This is a genomic window from Micromonospora sp. BL4, from assembly GCF_003667505.1.
GTDB lineage: Bacteria > Actinomycetota > Actinomycetes > Mycobacteriales > Micromonosporaceae > Micromonospora.
The window spans coordinates 39,943-60,663 of the sequence record NZ_RCVJ01000054.1; the positions used below are offsets into that span (position 1 = coordinate 39,943).

General features: G+C 71.8%; 17 protein-coding genes and 1 pseudogene. 7 read left to right on the forward strand and 11 right to left on the reverse strand.

Going from position 1 to position 20,721, the window contains the following annotated elements; all coding sequences use genetic code 11:
• The first annotated feature begins 8 nt into the window (after positions 1 to 8).
• Both EAD89_RS03140 and EAD89_RS03145 read left to right on the forward strand, forming a co-directional pair.
• Positions 9 to 692 carry a response regulator transcription factor gene (locus tag EAD89_RS03140; protein ID WP_121674629.1) on the forward strand — a complete coding sequence of 228 codons (684 nt, stop codon included), beginning with the start codon at positions 9 to 11 and terminating at the stop codon, positions 690 to 692.
• Positions 693 to 719: 27 nt separating this feature from the next.
• A complete protein-coding gene (locus EAD89_RS03145; protein ID WP_199733393.1) occupies positions 720 to 2,180 on the forward strand; it encodes a HAMP domain-containing sensor histidine kinase in 1,461 nt (486 codons plus the stop codon).
• Between the two features lie 24 nt (positions 2,181 to 2,204).
• On the opposite strand, the gene EAD89_RS03150 is transcribed toward EAD89_RS03145, so the two are convergent.
• Complete coding sequence (locus tag EAD89_RS03150; RefSeq protein ID WP_121674631.1) at positions 2,205 to 3,164, reverse strand: TAXI family TRAP transporter solute-binding subunit; 960 nt, start codon at positions 3,162 to 3,164, stop codon at positions 2,205 to 2,207.
• A gap of 94 nt (positions 3,165 to 3,258) precedes the next feature.
• Here EAD89_RS03150 and EAD89_RS03155 point away from each other — a divergent pair, with 94 nt between their 5' ends.
• From EAD89_RS03155 to EAD89_RS03180, 5 genes are all read left to right on the forward strand, one after another.
• Positions 3,259 to 5,301: a hypothetical protein gene (locus EAD89_RS03155; protein WP_233578132.1), complete on the forward strand. Its 2,043-nt coding sequence runs from the start codon at positions 3,259 to 3,261 to the stop codon at positions 5,299 to 5,301.
• 234 nt (positions 5,302 to 5,535) lie between these two features.
• Positions 5,536 to 6,468 (forward strand): hypothetical protein, encoded by a 933-nt coding sequence (locus EAD89_RS03160; protein WP_121674632.1) that lies wholly within the window; start codon positions 5,536 to 5,538, stop codon positions 6,466 to 6,468.
• Positions 6,469 to 6,536: 68 nt separating this feature from the next.
• A complete protein-coding gene (locus EAD89_RS03165; protein ID WP_121653179.1) occupies positions 6,537 to 7,103 on the forward strand; it encodes a SigE family RNA polymerase sigma factor in 567 nt (188 codons plus the stop codon).
• 1 nt (position 7,104) lies between these two features.
• Complete coding sequence (locus tag EAD89_RS30205) at positions 7,105 to 7,974, forward strand: hypothetical protein (protein ID WP_147458742.1); 870 nt, start codon at positions 7,105 to 7,107, stop codon at positions 7,972 to 7,974.
• Between the two features lie 195 nt (positions 7,975 to 8,169).
• The gene (locus EAD89_RS03180) at positions 8,170 to 9,186 is read left to right on the forward strand and encodes a LysR family transcriptional regulator (RefSeq protein WP_121674635.1); all 1,017 of its coding nucleotides are present in this window, start codon (positions 8,170 to 8,172) and stop codon (positions 9,184 to 9,186) included.
• Positions 9,187 to 9,233: 47 nt separating this feature from the next.
• On the opposite strand, the pseudogene EAD89_RS30910 reads toward EAD89_RS03180, so the two are convergent.
• The 10 genes and pseudogenes from EAD89_RS30910 to EAD89_RS03230 form a co-directional block, all read right to left on the reverse strand.
• A pseudogene (locus tag EAD89_RS30910) lies at positions 9,234 to 9,824 on the reverse strand (serine hydrolase); the annotation flags it as partial.
• Between the two features lie 38 nt (positions 9,825 to 9,862).
• On the reverse strand, positions 9,863 to 11,482 hold the full coding sequence (locus EAD89_RS03190; protein ID WP_121674636.1) for an amidohydrolase family protein: 1,620 nt from the start codon (positions 11,480 to 11,482) through the stop codon (positions 9,863 to 9,865).
• Positions 11,482 to 12,234: an amino acid ABC transporter ATP-binding protein gene (locus tag EAD89_RS03195; RefSeq protein ID WP_121674718.1), complete on the reverse strand. Its 753-nt coding sequence runs from the start codon at positions 12,232 to 12,234 to the stop codon at positions 11,482 to 11,484. The genes EAD89_RS03190 and EAD89_RS03195 overlap by 1 nt, the downstream gene beginning before the upstream one ends.
• A gap of 8 nt (positions 12,235 to 12,242) precedes the next feature.
• Entirely contained in the window at positions 12,243 to 13,199 is a 957-nt protein-coding gene (locus EAD89_RS03200; RefSeq protein WP_233578133.1) for an amino acid ABC transporter permease, read from the reverse strand.
• 8 nt (positions 13,200 to 13,207) lie between these two features.
• Positions 13,208 to 14,095, reverse strand: coding sequence for an ABC transporter substrate-binding protein (locus EAD89_RS03205; protein WP_121674637.1), 888 nt, complete (start codon positions 14,093 to 14,095; stop codon positions 13,208 to 13,210).
• 121 nt (positions 14,096 to 14,216) lie between these two features.
• A complete protein-coding gene (locus EAD89_RS03210; protein ID WP_121674638.1) occupies positions 14,217 to 15,161 on the reverse strand; it encodes an acyltransferase domain-containing protein in 945 nt (314 codons plus the stop codon).
• A 73-nt stretch (positions 15,162 to 15,234) separates the two neighbouring features.
• On the reverse strand, positions 15,235 to 16,926 hold the full coding sequence (locus EAD89_RS03215; RefSeq protein WP_121674639.1) for a family 43 glycosylhydrolase: 1,692 nt from the start codon (positions 16,924 to 16,926) through the stop codon (positions 15,235 to 15,237).
• 102 nt (positions 16,927 to 17,028) lie between these two features.
• On the reverse strand, positions 17,029 to 18,033 hold the full coding sequence (locus EAD89_RS03220; RefSeq protein WP_121674640.1) for a substrate-binding domain-containing protein: 1,005 nt from the start codon (positions 18,031 to 18,033) through the stop codon (positions 17,029 to 17,031).
• A 23-nt stretch (positions 18,034 to 18,056) separates the two neighbouring features.
• Complete coding sequence (locus tag EAD89_RS03225) at positions 18,057 to 19,121, reverse strand: ABC transporter permease (RefSeq protein ID WP_121674641.1); 1,065 nt, start codon at positions 19,119 to 19,121, stop codon at positions 18,057 to 18,059.
• Entirely contained in the window at positions 19,118 to 20,656 is a 1,539-nt protein-coding gene (locus EAD89_RS03230) for a sugar ABC transporter ATP-binding protein (protein WP_121674642.1), read from the reverse strand. Before EAD89_RS03230 ends, EAD89_RS03225 begins: the two co-directional genes overlap by 4 nt.
• Between the last annotated feature and the right edge of the window lie 65 nt (positions 20,657 to 20,721).

The window sequence follows — 20,721 nt, forward strand, 5'->3', positions numbered from 1 at the left end:
CCGCCGGTATGCGGATAACCGTCATCGAGGATGACGACCGCGTGGCGCGCGGTCTGGTGACCGTGCTGGCCCAGGCGGGTTTCGAGGTCCACCGCATCGCCACCGCCGCGGAGGCCGTGCGTGCGGTGCCGGCCGACGTGGTCCTCGTCGACCTGGGTCTGCCCGACGGCGACGGGCTCGACGTGATCCGCAAACTGCGTGACCGCCCGGAGACCGCGGTCATCGCGGTGACCGCGCGATCCGAGGAGCACGAGCGGGTCCGTGGCCTGCGCGCCGGCGCCGACGACTACATCGTCAAGCCCTTCGGCGTCCCGGAGCTGCTGGCCCGGATCGACGCGGTCCTGCGGCGTACCCGGACCGCTCGCGCCCTGAGCCACCCGGACGAGCCGCTCGTCATCGGCCCGATGCGGATCGGCGTCGGCACCCGCGAGGTCACCGTCGGCGACACGCCCGTGCCGTTGACCCGCAAGGAGTTCGAGCTGCTCCTGCTGCTGGCCCGACGGGCGCCGAACGTGGTCAGCCGCGACGTCATCCTCGACCAGATCTGGGGCGCGACCTGGGAGTCGTCGAGTCGCACCCTGGACACCCACATCGCGGCGTTGCGCCACAAGCTGGGGCCGGACGTGGTCATCCGCACGCTCCACGGTGTCGGCTATCGGCTCCTGGCCGACCAGCCGGAGCTGATCGGCTGACGCGCCGTGCACCGCCGCCTGCTCATCGTGCTGGTTCCCATCGCAGTGCTGCTCGTCGCGGCGCTCGGGGTGCCGCTCAGCGTCACCGTGGCCGAGCGTGAGATGCAGGAGACGTACGTCAACCGGCTCAACGACGTCGGCCGGTTCGCATCGCTGGCCGAGACCGCGCTGTCGAGGGGGCGGACCGAGGCGTTGCAGCAGGAGTTGACGCGCTACCACGAGCTGTACGGGATCCCGGCAGCGGTGATCGACACGTCGGGCACGGTGCTGCTCGGACCGGCCGACGCGTACCAGGAGGCGGCGCGGGCCGAGCCGGCGTTGCCCCGGATCGTGACCGCGGCGCTGGCTGGGGCCCGGTCCGAACCGTCCTGGGAGTGGGCGCCGTGGGACGACTCGGCACTCGTGGTGGCCGAGCCGGTGGGCCGGGACAGTGAGGTGGTCGGCGCCGTCGTGACGATCTCCGACCTGTCCAGGACGCGCGAGCACATCCTCGTACGCTGGGCCTGGCTCGCCGGGCTCGGCCTGCTGCCGTTGATCGCGCTGGCGGCCGTCGCCTGGCCGGTGTCCGCGTGGGTGCTGCGGCCGGTGCGGAAGCTGGACGCGGCGACCTCGCGGATCTCCGAGGGCGATCTGACGATCCGCGCCGACGCCGAGGCCGGCCCGGTCGAGCTGCGGCGGCTGGCGGAATCGTTCAACACCATGATGGACGCCGTCGAGAACGCGGTGCAGCGGCAGCGGGCGTTCGTGTCCGACGCGTCGCACCAGCTGCGCAACCCGTTGACCAGCCTCCGGCTCGCGGTGGAGAGCCTCGCACCACACCTGCGGCCCGACGGCGACGGGCGGCAGGTGTACGACGTCGCCGTCGACGAGCTGAAGGCGATGCAGCGGATGTTGAACTCGCTACAGGCCAGCGCGCGGATGGAGAGCATGCGGACGGCGTCGCCGGTGGATCTCGACGCGGTGCTGGCGACCCGGGTGGACCGGTGGCGCGCGTTGACGGCGACGGCGGGACAGACGCTGGCGGTCGACGTGCCGCCGGGGTTGCGGTTGCTGGAGCCGCCGGGCGGGTTGGGCAGCGTCCTGGACGAGCTGATCAGCAACGCGTTACGGCTGTCGGACGCGCAGGTGGTGGAGGTGAGGGCCCGGATCGTGCCCGGTGACGCGAGCGCCGGGCACGGCAACGGCTCCGCGGCCGGCGGGGTCGTCACCGTCGCGGTCCGCGACGACGGCCAGGGCATCGACGTTTCCGAGCGGGCCCAGGCGCTACGACGGTTCTGGCGGTCGCCGCGACACCAGAACGTGTCCGGGACCGGCCTGGGACTGGCGATCTGCGCCGACCTGGTCGGCGCCGCCGGGGGCGAGCTGCGGCTGGAGAGGGGCCTGCCACGTCCGGACGGGTCCGGGCACGGGTTCGCCGCGGTGGTCGCGATGCCGGCCGTTCCGCGGGTGACGTCGACGTCCGGCGACCCGGCTCCGTCGCCGGTCTGAGGACCCGGCCCGCCCGGCCCGGGGTCAGCGCTTGCGGTCCCGGAACCAGGCTGCCGCGCCCGGATGGAGCGGGACCGACGCGGTGGAGATACCGGTGCGCACGTTGATCCGCCACGCCTCCGGAACGGCTTCGGCGTCGTCGCGGCTGGCCGAGGTGATCGTGCCGGTGTGCGTGAAGATCGTGTCGGTGATGGCGTAGACCAGATCCTCGGGCAGGTCGTTGCGCACGAGCAGCACGTTCGGCACGGCGATGGTGCGGGTGGCCGGGACGCCGGCGTAGGCGGTCGCGGGGATCATCGCCGGAGCGTACGGACCCGGGTACGCCGTGAAGAGCGCGTCCGCCTGCGCGTCCAACGGGATCAGCCGGATCGGGTGCCGCTGCGCCAGGTCCGTGATGGCGGGTGTCGGGACGCCGGTCAGGGAGAACATCGCGTCGATCCTGCCGTCGCGCAGTGCCGCCGCCGATTCGGCCTGGCTGAGGTACCGACCGTCGGCGTTCACCGGGCCGAGCTCCAGCACCCGCAGCGACGTGAACTCGGTGCCCGAGTCACGGGCGCCGAGGGATATGCGCCTGCCCTCGAGGCCCCGGAACTCCCTGATCGCCGAACCGGCCAGGACCACGAGATGCAGGTGACTGTCGTAGAGCCGGCAGATCGCCGAGAGCCCCTCGGGCGCGGTGCCGTCGGTCGTGATCAGGGCGTCCAGGCTCGTCAGCCCCAGGTGCACCTCTCCGGCCCGCAGCATCCGGATGTTGTCGGTGGACGCCCCGCTCGGCACGGTGGTCACCGTGGCGCCCGGCACCTGCTCGGAGATGTGTTCGGCCAGCGCGCCACCGATGCGCCGGTATACCGCACCCGCCGGCCCGGTGGCCAGTCGCAGGTGGACCCGGTCGACCTCGGGCTGCCGGGAGCACCCGACGAGCAACCCGCCGGCGGCCACGAGCGCCGCCCGGCGGCTGAACCGTACCCCCGGGTTCAGCACCATGCCGCGATGATACGGACGCCGGCGTCGATGGGTCTTGCCGCGATCACTCGTGCGGCGTAGGAAGAACACCACGCTCCGTCCGCCATCGAAGGAGATGCGTGTGGCCACCCCCGTACGGCTCCGTCTCGCCGTGTCCGTGCTGGTGACTGTCGGTGCCGTACTGCTCGGCACGGCCGCCGCCGGCGCACCCCCCGCGATGCCGTCGCAACCGGCCACCCACGGTGGCTGCGACCCGATCGACCCGACCGCGTGCCTGCTGCCCTTCCCGAACGACTACTTCACCGTGCCCGATCGGGCCACCCGCACCGGCAGGCGCGTGCAACTCGCGCCGTCCTCGATGCCCGCCAACGTGCAGGGCACCCCGATCAACCCGGCCGAGTGGAACCGACAGGACGGGTTCAGCCCCGGCTCACCGATCCTGGTACGCGTGCCCCGCCTCGACGCCACGGCCACGGGGATCGCTCCGGTCACCGACATCGGCCGGTCGCTGGCCCCGGACGCGCCGATCGTGCTGCTCAACACGGCCACCGGCAGGCGCACCCCGTACTGGGCGGAGCTGGACGCGCACGCCGCCGACCAGCCCGACAGCCAGCTGCTCATCATCCGGCCGGCGGTGGCGCTTGCCGAGGGCACCCGGTACGTGGTGGGCCTGCGTGACATGCGGGACCGGAGCGGGAAGCTGATCCCGGCGCCGGCCGCGTTCCGCAGGTACGTCACCGGCGCCGGTCTTCACCCCCGGGACCGCCGCACGCCGCAGATCAAGCGGATCCTCGCCAACCTGACCAGGGTCGGCGTCAAGCGGCACAGCCTCCACCTGGCGTGGGACTTCACGGTGGCCAGCCGGCAGGGCCTCACCGGGCGGATGCTGGCGATCCGCGACACCGCCTTCGCCGCCCTGGGCGCGGCGGCGCCGTCGATCACCGTCACCCAGGTGACCGACTACCCGCCGGAGCAGGATGCGCGGATTGCTCGGCAGGTGACCGGCACCATCGGCGTACCGTCCTACCTGACCGGCAGCGGCGAGCCCGGTTCGCGGCTGCACTACGGGCCGGTCGACGGCGACGGGACAGCACCGACGAGGTACTCCCTGCCCACTCCGTCCGGCGCGACGCTGCGGGCGGACTTCGTCTGCAACATCCCGCGCAACGCCTCGGCCGCCAATCCGGCGCACCTCTCGCTCTACGGCCACGGCCTGCTGGGCAGACCGACCGAGATCAACGCCGGCAACGTCAAGACCATGTCGGCCACGTACGACTTCACCTTCTGCGCGACCAGTTGGATCGGCATGGCCGCCGCCGACGTCCCGTACGTGGCCGGCGCCTTCAGCGACCTCAGCGCCTTTCCCGCAGTGGCGGACCGGCTGCAGCAGAGTTTCCTGAACTTCCTCTTCCTGGGCCGGGCGATGATCCACCCGAACGGGATCGCCGCCGACCCGGCGTTCCAGAACGCCGACGGGCAACCGCTGATCGACGTGGCCGGCGGGCTGCACTACGACGGCAACAGCCAGGGTGGCATCAACGGTGGCGCGCTCACCGCCATCGCCCAGGACTGGACCAGGTCGGTGCTCGGCGTGCCGGCGATGAACTACTCGACGCTGTTGCAGCGCAGCGTGGACTTCGCTCCCTTCCAGACGATCATGGATGGCTCCTATCCGGACAAGGTCGACCAGCAACTGATCTTCGCGTTGCTGCAGATGCTCTGGGACCGGTCCGAGGCCAACGGGTACGCCCAGCACATGACCGACAACCCGTTGCCGCGCACCCCGGCGCATCAGGTGCTGATGCACGTGGCCTTCGGCGACCACCAGGTCTCCCCCGCGGCGGCCGAGGTGCAGGCGCGCACCATCGGCGCCCGCCTGCACACCCCAGCCCTCGCCGACGGCTGGTCACTCGACGTGAAGCCGTACTGGGGAATCGCACCGATCCGGTCGTACCCGTACACCGGCTCGGCGATCGTGATCTGGAACAGCGGTGCGGCGTACGCTCCGCCGACGACGAACCTCGCCCCGGCCGGCCCGGAGTACGGCGACGATCCGCACGAGTTCGCGCGCGCCCAGCCCGGAGCGCAGGAGCAGAAGGCGACGTTCCTGCTCACCGGCAAGATCATCGACGTCTGCGCGAAAGGACCCTGCCCCTGACGCGTGCTCGCGGCTCGCACGCGACGACGTCCGGCCCGAATGAGTTCGAGGTAACGGCTCGCGTCGTCCAAGCGGATCCTCCAGATGCTCCTCCCGGGCGGAGCTGTCACCTACGTGACATCCATCGGCGTACATCTTGCTGCAACCGCCGGGAGGGTCATCAGGTGTCTTGCCCGTAACACCGCCGACGGTGCGGTACCGCCGGCGGCACCACGGGGATCCGGAGGACCAGACATGACCACGACCACAACCCGTCGGCTCGTCGCCGCCGTCCTGGGCGCGGGGGTCGCCCTGTTCGGGACAGCCGTGCCGGCCGCACAAGCCGCCGTCGCGCCGGGCGACACGTCCGTGTCGGTCGGCCGGCTGGTGCTCGAACCCACCGACCGGGGATACGCCGGCAGCCTGCCGGTGACGGTGACCTACCGGGGCGCGAAGGCCTCCTACCTGAACCTGACCCTCACCGAGCCGGTACCCGGCGCGTTCGCCGGGCTGACGCCCGCCGACGCGTGCATCTTCGGCAGCCCGCAGCCGCTGCGCACGATCGACTGCCTGGTGCCCGGCGGCGCGTTGCAGCGCGGCGAGCGGCGCCGGTTCACGGTCGACTTCCGGGTGCTGACCACTCCGCAGGCCCACGCCATGCGCGCCACGGGTGGCCGGCTGACGGTCGAGACCGGGGACGCGAACCCGGCCAACGACACCAGCGGGTTCGCCACCCTGTTCCGGTCCACCACCGGCTCGCTGCGCAGTCCGCAGCCGTACGTCTGGGACACCCAGCCGGACGCGTCGCTGGCGGTCGGGTCCGCCACCCTCTCCCGCCAGGAGGACGGGAGCTGGCTGGGCCGGCTGCCGGTGACCGTGCGGTCGGCGGGCGACGCGGCGCACGACGCGTACTGGCTGGACCCGAGGCTGCCGGCCGGGGTCAGCCTCGTCGGGATCGAGCCGGAGGAGGCGTGCGCCGCGAACTGCGCGGTGGCCGGTGGGCGGTTCATGGAGGGTGAGGAGCGCACCGTGGCGCTCCTGCTCCGGGCACCCGCAGAGGTCGCCCCTGGTGACCTCGGCTCAGGGTCGGTGCGGCTGTACGCGGTGTTCGGCTGGGGCGACGAGCTGACCGACGTCGATCCCAGCGACAACTCCGCCGACTTCCGCGTCACCGCCGTCGTCGACTGACGATGACGCAGTCAGATGCGCGGCCGTGGGTGACCCCGCGGCCGCGCACTCCCACTCACGTCGCCGCGATGCCTCCGGAACGATTGACGATCGAGGTGAGGGCTGCTGTGGAGGAGGATTCCGGTCCCGGCTTCGACGAGGTCTACCGCCACCATTTTCAGCCTCTGGTGGTGCAGCTGTACGCCTTTGTCGGAGACATGGGCGAGGCACAGGACCTGGTGCAGGAGGCGTTCAGCCGGGCGTGGCCCCGCTGGCATCGGATCGCCCGCTACGACGATCCGGTGGCCTGGGTCCGCCGGGTGGCGTGGAACGCCGGCGCAAGCCGATGGCGTCGGGTGCGTACCGCCCGGCTGTTCCAGCAGCGGCAGCGGCTGGATGTGGTGGACGGCCCCGGCCCGGAGCGGGTCGCGCTGACCGCGGCCCTCGGGACGCTCCCGGCCGACCAACGACGCGCGGTCGTGCTCCACTACCTGGCCGAACTCACCGTCAACGAAATCGCCGAGGACTGCGGCGTGGCTCCCGGCACGGTCAAGTCCTGGCTGCATCGCGCCCGTGCCGCGCTAGCCACCCGGCTCGCCGACCACGACCCCCAGGAGCCAGGCGAGCGCCGACCGACCGGAAGGACGGCGGACTGAGATGAACCATCACGACCAGGGATCGGATCCTCTGGCGGCATCCTTCGCCGAGCTGCGCTCCGCGAGCCTCCGGCACGTCACCCAGCCCGACCCGGACGAGCCGCGTCGCCGAGCGTACCGCCGGCTGCGCAGACGCATCGCCGTCCCGGGCGTCGCCGCGGCGGTCGTGATGGCCGCCGGCGCGGTCGGGTTCGTCAGGATCGCGGCCCCTCCGCCCCCGGGGGTCGTCACGGACGACTCCCCCGCCACCGACTTCCCCTCGGCGTGGCCGAGCACCGGCTCGACCACACCGCCACCCACCCGATCGGCCACCCCGAGCGCCACCCCCTCGGCGACGCCGAGCAGCCCGGCGACCCCGGCGACCCCAGCGCCGCCGACAAGCGGCACGCCAACGCGATCCGGGTCCAGCCCCGGGGCCACGCCGTCCGCGACCTCGACCCGGGTTCTCGACCTGTCGATCAAGGCTCCACGGACCCTCACCCTGGAAGTGTCCGGCGACGCCTACGCCGGCTGGCTCGACGTCACCATGGGCAACGCCGGCACCCGGGCGTACGACAGTGGCGACCTGATCGTGGTGCTGCCGGTGGAGGCGACGATCGACCTGGACGGCACCGGGATCGGCGGCTGCTTCAACCAGGGGCAGAACGACGACACGAAGACGATGTTCTGCACCGGCGACGCGCGGATCCCGGCGGGGGGTTCCCGGTCGTACCGGATCGGCGTGCGGGTGGACATCGCGCCGGGCGGGCCGGCGCGGACGCTCACCGGCTTCGCGCTCACCGTACGGGCGAACGTGCAGGGCGCCTTCCCCGCCGACACCACCCCGGCCGACAACACCGCCCGGACCGATCTCAAGCTGCCGCCCGGGTGAGCCGCCCGCGCGGTCGGATCAGCGGCAGCGCAGGCCGCAACCGGACCGCGCCGGCGGTCAACGGACGCCCTCGAACAGCGAGCGGCGCCGCCTGCCAGCACTCCGGTTCGGGTGATCGTGCGTATTGTCAGCAGGGTGGTCCGGCCGGGGCGAGGGCCGTTCGCGCCGCTGGGAGCAGGGGAAGGCGGTCCACGCATGTTCAACACGGCGCGACTGCAGGTGGTGCTGGAGATCGCCCGGCACGGGACCATCGTCGCCGCGGCCGAACAGCTCCGGCTCAGCCCGTCCGCCGTCTCCCACCAGCTCGCCACGCTGGAGCAGGAGGCCGGGGTCGCGCTGGTGGACCGAGGGCCGCGCAGCCTGCGGCTCACCGTGGCGGGTCAGCGCCTGGCCGACTACGCACAGCAGATCATCGATCTGATGTCGGCCGCCCGCGACGAGCTGTCGGCCCACGGGGAGGGTCGGCGGGGTCTGCTGCGGATCGGCTTCTTCGCCACCGCCGGCACGGAGCTGCTGCCGCGCGCCCTGTCCAGCTTCACCGCCGACCACCCTCAGGTCGAGTTGGCGTTGATTCTGGGGCAGCCGTCCGAGCTGCTCCCCCGCCTCAACCAGGGCGAGCTTGACCTCGTGGTGGTGTTCGACCATCCGCTGAGTCCCGCAGCGGAGATTCCTCCCGCGACGGTCTCCCCGCTGATGGTCGATCCGCAACTGGTGGTGCTCCCGGCCGGCCACCCGCTTGCCGGGCGGCGGCTGCGGCTCAGCGACCTGGCGGACGAGCCGTGGATCACCACGCTCGGTGTGCAGGGCGAGGTCTCCGTGCTGGAGTTGGCCGCGCGCGCCGAAGGGTTCCAGCCCCGGATCCGCTGCCGCAGCGACCACTACGAGGTGGTGCTGGGCCTGGTCCGGGCCGGTGTCGGCGTCGCGTTGGTGCCGTCGTTGGGTCTACGCGACCCCGGCGAGGTGGCGGTCCAGCCGCTCGATCACGCCAACCTGCACCGGGAGATCGGGGTGGCGCTGCGCCCCGGCAACCCGAACCCGGTGGTCGGCAGCTTCGTGGATCGGCTGACCGACGCCGCGTCGGGGCTCAGTCAGGCGCTGTCGGAGCGGTGGCCGCGCGTGCCGGCGAGCCGGCCGACGGTCGTGCCCCACCGCCGCAGTTCACCCACCGCGGTCCGCTCCGCGCCGGACGGGAACGCCGCTACCACGGCGTAGACGACGGTTTGCCGGCCGACGACGATGCCGGCGTCAGCGCGTACACCGGTGTCGGTGCCGGTCTTGTTCAGCACCTGGACGCCGCCGGTCGACCAGGGGTCGTGCGGGATGGTGTCGGCGACGAGCGTGCGGTCGGTGTTCCGGGCGAGCCAGCCGCGCAGCAACCCGGACGCCCGCTGGCCCTGCCAGGTCCCGTTCGCCACGTCGGCGAGGAGGGCGCAGAGGTCGTGGGCTGTGCCGGTCGCGAACGTCGGGGGTACGTCCGGGCCGCGGGCGGCCCGGATCCGGTCGTGCACGGTGGTGTCCCGAAGGCCGCTGCGGCGAGCCAGCTCCTGGACGGCGTCGAGCGTCACCAACCGCAGCAGGGCGTTGGTGGCCGCGTTGTCGCTCACCGTGGCGACCGCGGTGGTGAGGTCGGTGACGGTCCACCGTCGCGGCGAGAGCACGCCGAGCAGGCCGGTTCCGCCGAGCGCCCGGTCGTCGTCGAGCAGGTCGACCGGCTGGTCGGGGGCGAGGGTCCCTTCGGCGAGGCGGCGGGCCACCTCGCCGAGGAGCAGCAGCTTGCCGACGCTCGCGAGGGGCAGGACCAGGTCCGGGTCGTGTGTGAGGGTCCGCCCGTCGTTCAGCCGTCGCACCATCGCACCGATCCGCGTGGGGGCGGCCGGGCCGTCGGCGATCACGTGCGAGCCCGGGTGGCGGGTTCACGATCCGGTACGGCCAGCACCCGACCCGGTCTGGCGTCGATGACCCGGTCGCCGTCCACGACGACCCGGCCGCCGACCACCACCTGGCGGACACCACGTGGCGGCGCGAGCGGATCGTCGTACGTCGCGCCGTCGGCCATCTCCGCGGGGTCGAAGACCACCAGGTCCGGCGCGTACCCGTCGGCGAGCAGGCCCCGCTCGACAAGGCCGAAACGGCGGGCGGGCATCGCGGTCATCTTGTGCACGGCCTCGGCCAAACTCAGCAGGCCCACGTCACGGACGTAGTGGCCGAGCACCCGGGCGAAGCTGCCCGCCCAGCGCGGGTGGGGTCGGCCCGGTTTGGGCACGCCGTCGGAGCAGAGCATCGACAGCGGGCTGGTGAGCACCCGGCGTACGTCGTCCTCCCGCATCGAGTGGCTCAGGATGGTCACGTTGCCGTCCTCGGCCGCGAGCAGATCGCAGACGTAGTCGACGGGGTCGATGTCGCGGGCGGCGGCGAGCTCGGCGATGGTGCGGCCCTCGACGGCCGGGCTGGTCGGGGCGGAGGCAACCCGAATCAGGTCCCAGCCCCCGTTGCCGACGGTGTTCTCCCAGCCGGGCAGGCCGGTGGCCACATCGACGCGGATGCGATCGCGGACCGTCGCCCGTCGGACGGAGGTGAGCATCGCCGGCACGCCGTCGGCGATGACCCAGGGCGGGAGCAGAGCGTGCAGGGCGGTGCTGCCGGCGGTGTACGGGTAGACGTCGCAGAGAACGTCCAGCCCGTCGTCCCGCGCCTGCTCGAGGCGGGCCAGGGTGCGGACCGTAGCGCCCCACGACCGCCGCCCGGCCGTCTTGTGGTGCGAGACCTGCAACGCCGCCCCGGCCGCGGTGGCGATCTCGATCGCCTCCTCCAGCGCCGACTCGACCTGCGACATCTCGTCGCGCAGGTGCGTCACGTACGGCTTGCCGTGCGCGGCGGCCACCCGGGCGAGCGCGATGACCTCGTCGGTGCCGGCGTTGACCCCTGGCGGGTAGATCAGGCCGGTGGAGAGGCCGGCAGCGCCGGCGGTGAGCGCCTCGTCGAGCAGCGCGCACATGCGCCCGAGTTCGTCGGCGGTGGCCTGCCGCTGCGCGAAGCCGACGACCGCGGCACGGAGCGTGCCGTGGCCCACCAGGGCGGCGAGGTGGTTGCGCCGGGCGACGCCCTGCGCGGCGGCGAACTCCGCGAAGGACACGTACGTCGTCGCCGGCGGGCCGAACGTCGCGGCGACCAGGTCTCGCACCGTCCCCGCGCGCTCCGCTGGCACCGGGAAGGGGCTGATCCCGCAGTTGCCGCAGATCTCGGTGGTGACGCCCTGGAGCAGCGGCGCGAGCCGCAGCGTCTCCCGCTGTTCGTCGTGGCCGGCGAGCAGGTCGGAGTGGGTGTGCACGTCGATGAAGCCCGGGGTGACGACGAGCCCGCCGGCGTTGACCACCGTGTCGGCGGCGCTGCGGCTGCTCGGAGGCAGCAGCAGCAACCTGCCCGCCCGCACCCCCACGTCGGCGCTGCGGGTGGGCGAGCCGCTGCCGTCGATGACAACTCCGCCGGTGACCAGCAGGTCCAACCGCATCACAGCACCTTGGAGAGGAAGGCGCGGGTCCGTTCGTGCGTCGGAGCGGCCAGAACCTTCCGCGGCGGGCCCTCCTCGATGATGAGGCCGTCGTCCATGAAGACCAGGTGGTCGCCGACCTCGCGGGCGAACCCCATCTCGTGGGTCACCACGATCATCGTCATGCCGCTCGCCGCCAGGTCCTTCATCACCTCGAGCACCTCGCCGACCAGTTCGGGATCGAGCGCCGAGGTCGGCTCGTCGAAGAGCATCAGCTTCGGCGACATCGCCAGGGACCGCGCGATGGCGACCCGCTGCTGCTGCCCGCCGGAGAGCTGCGCCGGGTAGTGGTGCGCCCGATCGGCGAGCCCGACCCGGTCGAGCAGCTCACCGGCACGCTTGCGGGCGTCGGGCACCCGGACGCCCTGCACGGCGACCAGACCCTCCATCACGTTCCCCAGCGCGGTGCGGTGTGGGAAGAGGTGGAACCGCTGGAACACCATGCCGATCGACTCGCGTTGCCGGCGCAGCCGGGCGTCCGGCAGCGGTCGCAGTCGCCCGCCGCGCTCCTCGTACCCGATCAGCTCGCCGTCGACGTGGATCCGGCCCGCCTGCGGCTCCTCAAGGTGGTTGAGGCAGCGCAGCAGGGTGGACTTGCCGGAGCCGGAGGGGCCGACCACGCAGACCACCTGGCCGCGCTCGATGACCAGGTCGATACCGCGCAGCACCTCCAGGCGGCCGAAGCTCTTGCGGACCTGCCGGCACCGCACCATCGGCGCGGTCACCGCGCGCTCCCGGTGAACCGCAGGTTGCGGCCGATGCGTCCGCGCAGCGTGCCGGGAACGGTGGTCCCGAAGCCCCGGCTGAACCGGCGCTCCAGGAAGTACTGGCCGACGCTGGCGACGGTGGTGAGGACCAGGTACCAGATGGACGCGACGATGAGCAGGGCGATCACCTCGAAGTTGGTCAGGTACAGCCGCTGGGCGACGGTGAGCAGGTCGGCACCGGCGATCACCGAGACCAGCGAGGTGGTCTTGAGCATCGAGATGAACTGGTTGCCGGTGGGCGGGACGATGATCCGCATCGCCTGCGGCAGCACCACCCGTCTCATGATCTTCGCGCGGGACATGCCGAGGGCCGCGGCGGCCTCCTGCTGGCCGGGATCGACGGCGCGGAGCCCGGCCCGGACGATCTCGCTCATGTAGGCGCCTTCGTTGATGCTCAGCCCGAGCAGCGCCGCGACGAAGCCCGTGACGAGGGCGTTCGTCTCCCAGGTCATCAGCTTCGGGCCGCCGAACGGCACGCCGAGACCGATCTCCGGGAAGATCAACGCGATGTTGAACCAGAAGATCAGCTGCACCAGCAGCGGCGTGCCCCGGAAGAACCAGACGTAGGCCGTGGCTCCGGTGCGCAGGATCCGGCTGGCCGAGGTCTGCATCAGGGCCACCACCACGCCGAGGACCACGCCGATCAGCATCGACGCGACCGTGAGCTGGATGGTGACCCACAGCCCTTCCAGGATGACCCGGTCGAACTGGTAGTCGACGACGATGTCCCAGTGCAGGTTGGGGTTGACGGCGATGGACCATCCCAGCCAGACCAGGACGAGTGCGACCACCCCGGCGGCCAGCCACCGCCCCGGTCTGACGGGGTGGCTGATCCGGTTGGCCTGCGCGGTGTCCAGCTCAGCGGGCGCCGGGTCCGCTGCGCGTACCCGCTCGTCAGCCGTACGGTCCACGGGCGTGCTCACTTCTGGTCGTTGACGGTGGCCGCCTGGATGGCGCTGCCCGTCACGCCCCACTTCTCCAGGATCTTCGTGTAGTCGCCGCTGTCGATCAGCTCCTGGAGCGCCCGCTGCACCGCGTCGCGCAACTGGCTGTCCTTCTTGTCGATCGCGATCCCCCACGGTCCCGCCTCGTACTGGGCCTCCAGCACCTCGTACTTGCCGCTCTCCTGAGCGAGCATCTTGGCGACCGGGTAGTCGACGATGGTGGCGACGGCCCGTCCGGCATCGATCTGGAGCAGGCCGGTGGGCGCGTCCTCGCTCTGCGAGATCGTCATCTTCTTGGCGCACGTGGCGTTCTGGCCCTCGCCGATGGCGAGGTTGGAGCTGCCCTTGGCCAGCACGACGGCGCGGCCGCACAGGTCGGCGAGGTCCTTGACCGCGGCGGGGTTGCCCTTGGCCACCATGATCGAGCCGCCGGCCTGGAAGTAGTCGACGAAGTCGACCGCCTTGCGCCGCTCCTCGGTGTCGCTCATCGAGGACATCGCCAGGTCCCAGCGGTCGGCCTGTAGGCCGGGGATGAGACCGGGGAAGCTGGCGTTGGTGATGTCCAGCTTGAGGCCGAGCCGCCCGGCGATGGCCGCCGCCAGTTCCGGGTCGACGCCGGTCAGATCCTGGGTGCCCGCCTTGTACATCTCCATCGGTGGGTAGCCCTCGGCGGTGGCGACCCGGAGGGAACCCTTCGCCTTGATGTCGGCGGGCACGAGGTCGGCGGCCTTCGCGTCGGCGGCGACGGAGGCGGCGCCGCCGGACTGTGGCGTCTGTCCGCTCGCCGAGCGGCCACAACCCGTTGCCGCGATCGAGATGGTGACGAGACCGATGACGACGTGGAGCGCACGCTTCCTGAGCACGGCAAACCTCCTGGCTGGGCGACTGGCGGGACCCTATCCGGGATCAGCCAGCATGAACAGCCTGAATGCTCTGCATGGTGTGCATCGAAAAGTTCGATGCTGGGTCGGTCGCAGGTGTCGGTCAGAAGGGGAAGCGGCCACGGCGCCACTGCCAGTGGCGGCCGGCCTCCAGGTGGTCGACGATCGCCCGCTGAAGCACCGTGCGGCGCGGCAGCTGGTCCAACGGCGTGGTCAGGGTGCGGAACCCGAACCGCAGCACCTCGACGTCGGCGTCCAGCCCTTCCGGCTCCTCGTAGGGCTCCAGCTCGAACCTCCGCTGGAACCGGACGATGTTGGAGTCCCCGGGCAGGTACTCGCGCAGCTGCGGGTCGAGCAGCCACGAGCCGCAGGAGAACGCCGTGTAGTGCTCGTCGGGAAAGTGGCGCGGAAAGAACGCGCGGGCCTCGTCGAGCGATGCCGCGACCGCCTCCGGGGTCAACGGCCCCGAGTCGGGGATGTGCAGGTCGATGGCGGTACCGCCGCGCTGGTGCTGCAGCCGGCCCAGCTCGTAGATGCCACCGCGCGCGTGCAGCGTCAGCCAGCTCTGCATGACCGGCCAGCCCTCGCGGCGCATCCGCCGGTCGATCGCGAGGTTGCGGCCCAGGTCCGCGAGGGTCACCCACGACACGTCGTCGGGGACGCCGTGGTCGCGGTGGTACCCCCGGACGACGTCGACCAGGGCCAGGTACGCGTACACGTACAGATGCCGCCAGGCGGGACCCCGGTCGCGCGGTAGCGCGGGACCGGGCGACAGCCAGCCGTGGCCCCCGAGATCGGCGCGGACCAGGGCGATCGAGCGGTCGAGCAGCCAGCGGAGCTCCGGCGTCCACAGCGCGGAGTCGACGTCGGGCCAGCCGGCCATGATCTCGGCGGCGTCGTCCGGCCGCACCGCGAGCCGGTCGAGGATCGCGGGCGCGTCGGCCCTGGCGGGCAGCGGGGCCGACGGCCGGTCGCCGGCGAGCTGGTGCACGCGCTCGACGTCCTCGACGGGTACCCCGAGCCGGAAGGCGGTGTCGGCCAGATTCACGCGGACGACCCTACCGGCCGGTGGGGTCGTCCTGCCGGCGGCGAGATCCACCGCCGGCAGGACGGCCCGGCCGCTACCTCGTGCCGTTGAGGCCTGCCGCCAGCGCCTCGGCGAACGACGTGTCCGCGGCGCTCCCGCTCACCCCGAGCCGCCACGTGCCCCCGGGAAGGTCACCCACCGGCAACGACCGTCCGCCGGGCTGCCACAGCGGCTGCCAGGCGATCGATCCGCTGGGCCGGTGGAACCACCGGTTGTCCTCGTTCCAGGCCGAGCCGGCGCGGTAGGCGGCCACCAACGTGGTCGTGTCGTCGGTGGCAAGTGTCCAACTGGTGAAGCCCGCCGCGTCGCCGTCCCGGTCCTGCTGGCCGGGGTCACCGAGCCGCGGCAGGGCCGAGTCCAGGTTCCAGGCGGCTTCCCAGACCGGCGCGGTGGTCGGGCCGGCCACGTGCCAGACGAAGCTGAGGTCCGTGGTGGTCGTGTCGAACCGGAACCGCCAGTCCGCGGTCACCGGCTCGTTCCCGAGCGGGATGCCGTTGAGGCTCACGTCGGTGCCGTCGGCGGAGACGGTCACGTCCCTGGCCGCGCCCGCCACGTCGGTGGGCCCGAAGGCTCCGACCGCGAGGTAGGGCGCCGTGGATCGGGACGACGAGTCCGTGACGGGCCGGTACTCGCCACGTCCGGCGGGATCGGCGTCGTAGGAGACCAGCCGCGCCTGGGGCGCCGTCTGCACGACGGCACGGTAGTAGGGAGTGGTGACGACGCGACCCTTCGTCACCACCGGCGTACGCCAGTTCAGTGGTGCCAGCCAGAGCCCGCCCTGACCCCAGCCGGCGCCGGTGACGTACCAGTCGCCCGTGCCGGAGTCGTCCTTGACCACCTCGGCGGCGTGCGCGTTGATCTGCCCCGCCAACTGGTCGACGGTGAAGTGGAAGGGGTCGGCGCTGCGGTAGACCCGGGTGTCCTGGTATCCGCTCTCACAGCACACGAAGAGGTACCACGATCCGCCGTGACGCACCACGAACGGCGATTCGGTCGGTCCGCCGAAGGTGCCGGTGGCCGGGTGTTCGAAGGCCGTCCGCCGGGCTCCCCAGTGGATCAGGTCCTTGCTGGTGCGGTAGGCGACGATGTGGTGACCACCCGCCGGTGTGCTGTTGGCGGTGTAGTACATCACCCACTGGTTGCCGACGCGGGTGACCATCGGGTCCCGGCCGTCGAAGCCGTCGGTGAACAGGGGGTTCGCCGGGTGCCGGGTCCAGGTCTTGAGATCCTTCGACGTGGCCAGCTGCATCCGGTAGGCCGTGTGGTCCGCGGTGCCGCCCGCGTAGTACATGTAGTACGTGCCGCCGTGGAACAGGACGTACGGCGCCCAGATGTGGCTCTCGCCCGCGGCGGGGTCGGCCTCCAGCGCGAACGGCTGCTTCGTCCAGGGTCCGCGCGGCGACGGCGCCGTGGCGTGGCCGAAGAACCGCTCGTCGAGCGGGTTGGCGGGCTCCGCGTGGGTGATCGCGAAGATGTGCCACTCGCCGGTACGGCGGTCGCGCACCATCGTGTGGTCGTTGTAGTACCAGCGCTCGTTCTCGCCGACGCTCGGGTCGTACACGTGCACGAAGTCGCCGGCACCGACCACGGTCGACCGGTTCTCGTACGGCTGGTTGTCGATCGCGGGCGGATCGGCCGCCCGAGCCGCGACCGGTGTCGCGATCAGGCTCAGGGCGACCGCGCACAGCGCGGACAGCCGGCCGACGCGGGACGGTAGGCGGGGCATCGCTCTCCTCCAGGGCTCGATGCGGATTCCGGTGGCGGTTTCCCGGTCGTTCGGCAGTGCGGACCCGCCAGCGTCCTCGGCGGGCCCGCACCTGAGGAACTGCTACTGCTTGCCGCCGAGCTCGGTGTAGGCCTGAGCGGCGTTGTCCTTGGTGATCTGCATCGTGCCGAGGGTGGTCGACTTCGGCACGTCCTTCGAGCAGTCGACCAGGATCTTCTTGGCCAGGTCGATCGCCTCGCGGCCACCGGTCGCGTACTGGAACGTCGCCTGCAGGCGACCCTGCTCGACCGCCTTGATGCCGCCGGACGCGACGGGCAGGGCGTCGATCCCGGTGAACTTGATCGCCGTCTCCTTGCCGGCGGCCTTCGCCGCGAGGTAGGCGCCCTCCGCCATCGGGTCGTTGTGCGCGTACACGGCGTCGATGTCGGGCTGGGCCTTGAGCATCGCGTCCATCACGCTCTGCCCCTTCTCCCGCAGCCACTCGGCGGTCTGGGTGGCGACGATCTCGATCTTCGGGTTGCTGGCGATGCCCTCCCGGAAGCCCTGAGCGCGCTCGGCGGCCGGGGTGGAGCCGGGCAGGCCGGAGATCTCGACGACCTTGCCGCCCTGCGGCAGCAGCGTCTTGGCGTAGTACTCGCCCGCCGCCTTGCCGATCGCCACGTTGTCGCCGCCGATAAAGGCGGTGTACGCGTCACCCTCGACCTTGCGGTCGAGCACGATGACCGGGATGCCCTGGTCGTACGCCTTCTTCACCACAGCGGTGAGCGGCTTCGCCTCGTTCGGCGAAATGATCAGCAGGTTGATGCCCTGGGAGAGGAAGTTCTCCACGTCGGCGACCTGCTTGCTGTTGTCCTGGGCCGCGTCCGAGACGACGACCCGGAACCCGGGCACCGCCTTCGCCGCGGTGCTCACGTCGTCGTTCATGACCTGCCGGTACGGCTCGGCGTTGTTGGCCTGCGACATGCCGATCAGGAAGTCCTTGCCGCCGCCGCACTGGGCGGAGGCGTCGGTGCCGTTGTCACCGCCGTCCTTCTCGACGCTGCATCCCGTGGTGAGCGCGAGCGCGGTCAGCGTGAGGATCGTGATGGCTCTTCGGGCGTAGCGCATGTTTCCTCCAAGGTGGTGGTGGGTCAGGCGATGCGGGGGCGGAGCCTCTGCAACGCGGCGGCAGCCACGATGACCAGTCCCTTGACGACCAGCTGCACGTTCGCGTCGATGTTGTTGAGGGCGAGGATGTTGTTCAGGATCCCGAGCAGCAGGGCGCCGGCGATCGTGCCGCCCATGGATCCGCTGCCGCCGGCGAGACTCGTCCCGCCGATGACCACGGCCGCGATCGCGTCCAGTTCGTAGCCGGCACCGTCGTTCGGGCTGCCCTGGTTGAGCTGACCGGCGTGGATGATCCCGGCCAGTGCGGCGAGCAGGCCGGAGATCGCGAAGACGGTGACCCGGACGCGCCGTACGGGCACGCCGGAGAGCCGGGCGGCCTTCTCGTTGCCGCCGATCGCGTAGACGTGCCGCGCGAAGGCGGTGCTGCGCAGCACCAGGAGCGCGCCGACGCCGATGGCGAGGAAGATCAGGGCCGGTACCGGCAGCACTCCGTTGATGGAGCCGCTCAGCAGCGAGAACGCCTCGGGAGCCTCCTGCGGTCCCTCGCCGTAGGCGATCGGAATGCCCAGTCCACCGGACCACATCCGGGCGATGCCCCGAGCCGCCTGCAGGCCGGCCAGGGTGACGATGAAGGACTGGATCCCGATCCGGGCGACGATCGCGCCCTGCGTCGCCCCGAACGCGGTGCCGATGAAGAGCACGATCAGGACCGTGGGCACGATGCCCAGGCCGCTGTCGACCATCAACGTGGCCGATCCGACCGCGGCGAGCCCGAGCACCGCCCCGACGGAGAGGTCGATGCCGCCGATCAGGATCACGAACGTCATCCCGACCGCGATGATGCCGATCTCCGAGACCGCCCGGACGATGTTGGCGAGGTTCCCGGAGCTGAGGAACACGTTCTCGCCGTTGCGGGACGGCGAGACGGCGATCGCGATCAGGAAGACGGCGACGAGCCCGAACAGGCTCTGGAACCGGAAGAAGTTGTCGACGATCGCGTGCCGGTCCTTCGGCAGTCGGATCGCGCGACGGCTGGGCGGTGTTTCCGGCGGCGATGCGGCGACGGTGGTGGGGTTGGGCGGGTTCATCGAGACTCCTTGACGTCGTCCCCGTTGGCCGCGGCGAGGATGGCTTGTTGGGTGGCGGAGGCGCGGGGCAGCATGGCCACGGTGCGACCACGGTGCAGGACGACCACCCGGTCACAGAGGCTCAGCAGCTCCGGCAGCTCCGACGAGGCGAGCAGGATCGCCATGCCGGAGTCGGCGAGCCGGTGCAGCAGGTGGTAGATCTCGGCCTTGGCGCCGATGTCCACTCCCCGGGTCGGCTCGTCGAGCAGGAGCAGTCGTGGTCGCCTCAGCAGTTGCTTGGCGAACACGATCTTCTGCTGGTTGCCACCGGAGAGCGTCGCCACCGGGATCGACGGTGATGCCGCCTTCACCGCCAGGGTGGTGAGCTGTTCGGCCACCGTCCGGCGCAGCAGCGGGCGGCGCACCAGCCCGAGCGTGGTCAGCGACGACAGCGCGGAGAGCACGACGTTGTCCGCCACGGAGTGCTCCAGCATCAGCCCCGCGCCGCGCCGGTCCTCGGGGACGAAGGCCACCCCGCGCGCCAGTGCCGCCCGGGGGCCACCGGGGCGGTACGGCCGGTCGCCGATGGTCACCTGGCCGACGCGCCGGCCGGAACCGCCCGCGCCGAACAACGTCTCCAGCAGTTCGGTACGCCCGGCGCCCATCAACCCGGCGAGGCCGACGATCTCTCCGGAGCGCACGGTGAGATCCACGCCGGCCGGCTCGGTCCGACCGGGCACCGGCCGGCGGGGCGTCACGGCGAGCCCGCGTACGTCGAGGAGCACGTCACCGGGTTCGTTGCGGCCCTCGCCGAAGAGCGCGTCGACCGACCGGCCGACCATGAGCTGGATGATGTCCTCCCGGGAGGCGAGCCGCGGGTCGACGGTGCCGGCGACAGTGCCGTTGCGCAGCACGGTCACGCGGTCGGCGATGAGCTCGATCTCCGCCATCCGGTGCGAGATGTAGACGATGCCGACTCCGGCCCGGCGCAGCTCGGCGATCGTCGCGAAGAGCCGTTCGACCTCGGCGTCGGCCAGCGCCGCGGTCGGTTCGTCCATGATCAGGACTCGCGCGCGCAGCGACAGGGCTCGACCGATCTCGACCAGTTGCTGCTCGCCGACGCGCAGCGACCCCACGAGCCGGCGCGGGTCCAGGTCCGCGCCGAGCGTCCGCAGGTGCGCCTCGGCCTGCCGGCGCATCCTCCGGATGTCGACGGTGCCGAGGCGGGTACGCGGCTCGCGCCCGAGGAACATGTTCTCCGCGATGGACAGCCCGGCCACCAGGTCCAGCTCCTGGTGGATGGTCGCGATGCCAGCGCGTTGGGCATCGGCCGGGCCGGCGAAGCTGACCGGCTCCCCGTCCACCTCGATCGTGCCGTCGTGCTCGGTGATCACACCGGAGAGCACGTTGATCAGCGTGGACTTGCCGGCCCCGTTCTCGCCGAGCAGCGCGTGCACCTCACCGGCGGTCACGGTGAGGTCGATGTCGCGGCAGGCGTGCACGCCGCCGAACCGCTTGCCGATGCCGGTCATCCGGACCAGCGGCCGATCTGTCATACGGCACCTCGTGGCTCGTCTGCGGATCTGGGGGTTGGACGGAGCCGGAGGCCCTGGTGCGGGCC

What these genes read in the sequence shown, in the direction of transcription:
- EAD89_RS03140 (WP_121674629.1), top strand. Translation starts at nt 9, where the DNA reads ATGCGGATAACCGTCATCGAGGATGACGACCGCGTGGCGCGCGGTCTG.
- EAD89_RS03150 (WP_121674631.1), bottom strand. Translation starts at nt 3,164, where the DNA reads ATGGTGCTGAACCCGGGGGTACGGTTCAGCCGCCGGGCGGCGCTCGTG.
- EAD89_RS03155 (WP_233578132.1), top strand. Translation starts at nt 3,259, where the DNA reads ATGCGTGTGGCCACCCCCGTACGGCTCCGTCTCGCCGTGTCCGTGCTG.
- EAD89_RS03160 (WP_121674632.1), top strand. Translation starts at nt 5,536, where the DNA reads ATGACCACGACCACAACCCGTCGGCTCGTCGCCGCCGTCCTGGGCGCG.
- EAD89_RS03165 (WP_121653179.1), top strand. Translation starts at nt 6,537, where the DNA reads ATGCCTCCGGAACGATTGACGATCGAGGTGAGGGCTGCTGTGGAGGAG.
- EAD89_RS30205 (WP_147458742.1), top strand. Translation starts at nt 7,105, where the DNA reads ATGAACCATCACGACCAGGGATCGGATCCTCTGGCGGCATCCTTCGCC.
- EAD89_RS03180 (WP_121674635.1), top strand. Translation starts at nt 8,170, where the DNA reads ATGTTCAACACGGCGCGACTGCAGGTGGTGCTGGAGATCGCCCGGCAC.
- EAD89_RS03190 (WP_121674636.1), bottom strand. Translation starts at nt 11,482, where the DNA reads ATGCGGTTGGACCTGCTGGTCACCGGCGGAGTTGTCATCGACGGCAGC.
- EAD89_RS03195 (WP_121674718.1), bottom strand. Translation starts at nt 12,234, where the DNA reads ATGGTGCGGTGCCGGCAGGTCCGCAAGAGCTTCGGCCGCCTGGAGGTG.
- EAD89_RS03215 (WP_121674639.1), bottom strand. Translation starts at nt 16,926, where the DNA reads ATGCCCCGCCTACCGTCCCGCGTCGGCCGGCTGTCCGCGCTGTGCGCG.
- EAD89_RS03220 (WP_121674640.1), bottom strand. Translation starts at nt 18,033, where the DNA reads ATGCGCTACGCCCGAAGAGCCATCACGATCCTCACGCTGACCGCGCTC.
- EAD89_RS03225 (WP_121674641.1), bottom strand. Translation starts at nt 19,121, where the DNA reads ATGAACCCGCCCAACCCCACCACCGTCGCCGCATCGCCGCCGGAAACA.
- EAD89_RS03230 (WP_121674642.1), bottom strand. Translation starts at nt 20,656, where the DNA reads ATGACAGATCGGCCGCTGGTCCGGATGACCGGCATCGGCAAGCGGTTC.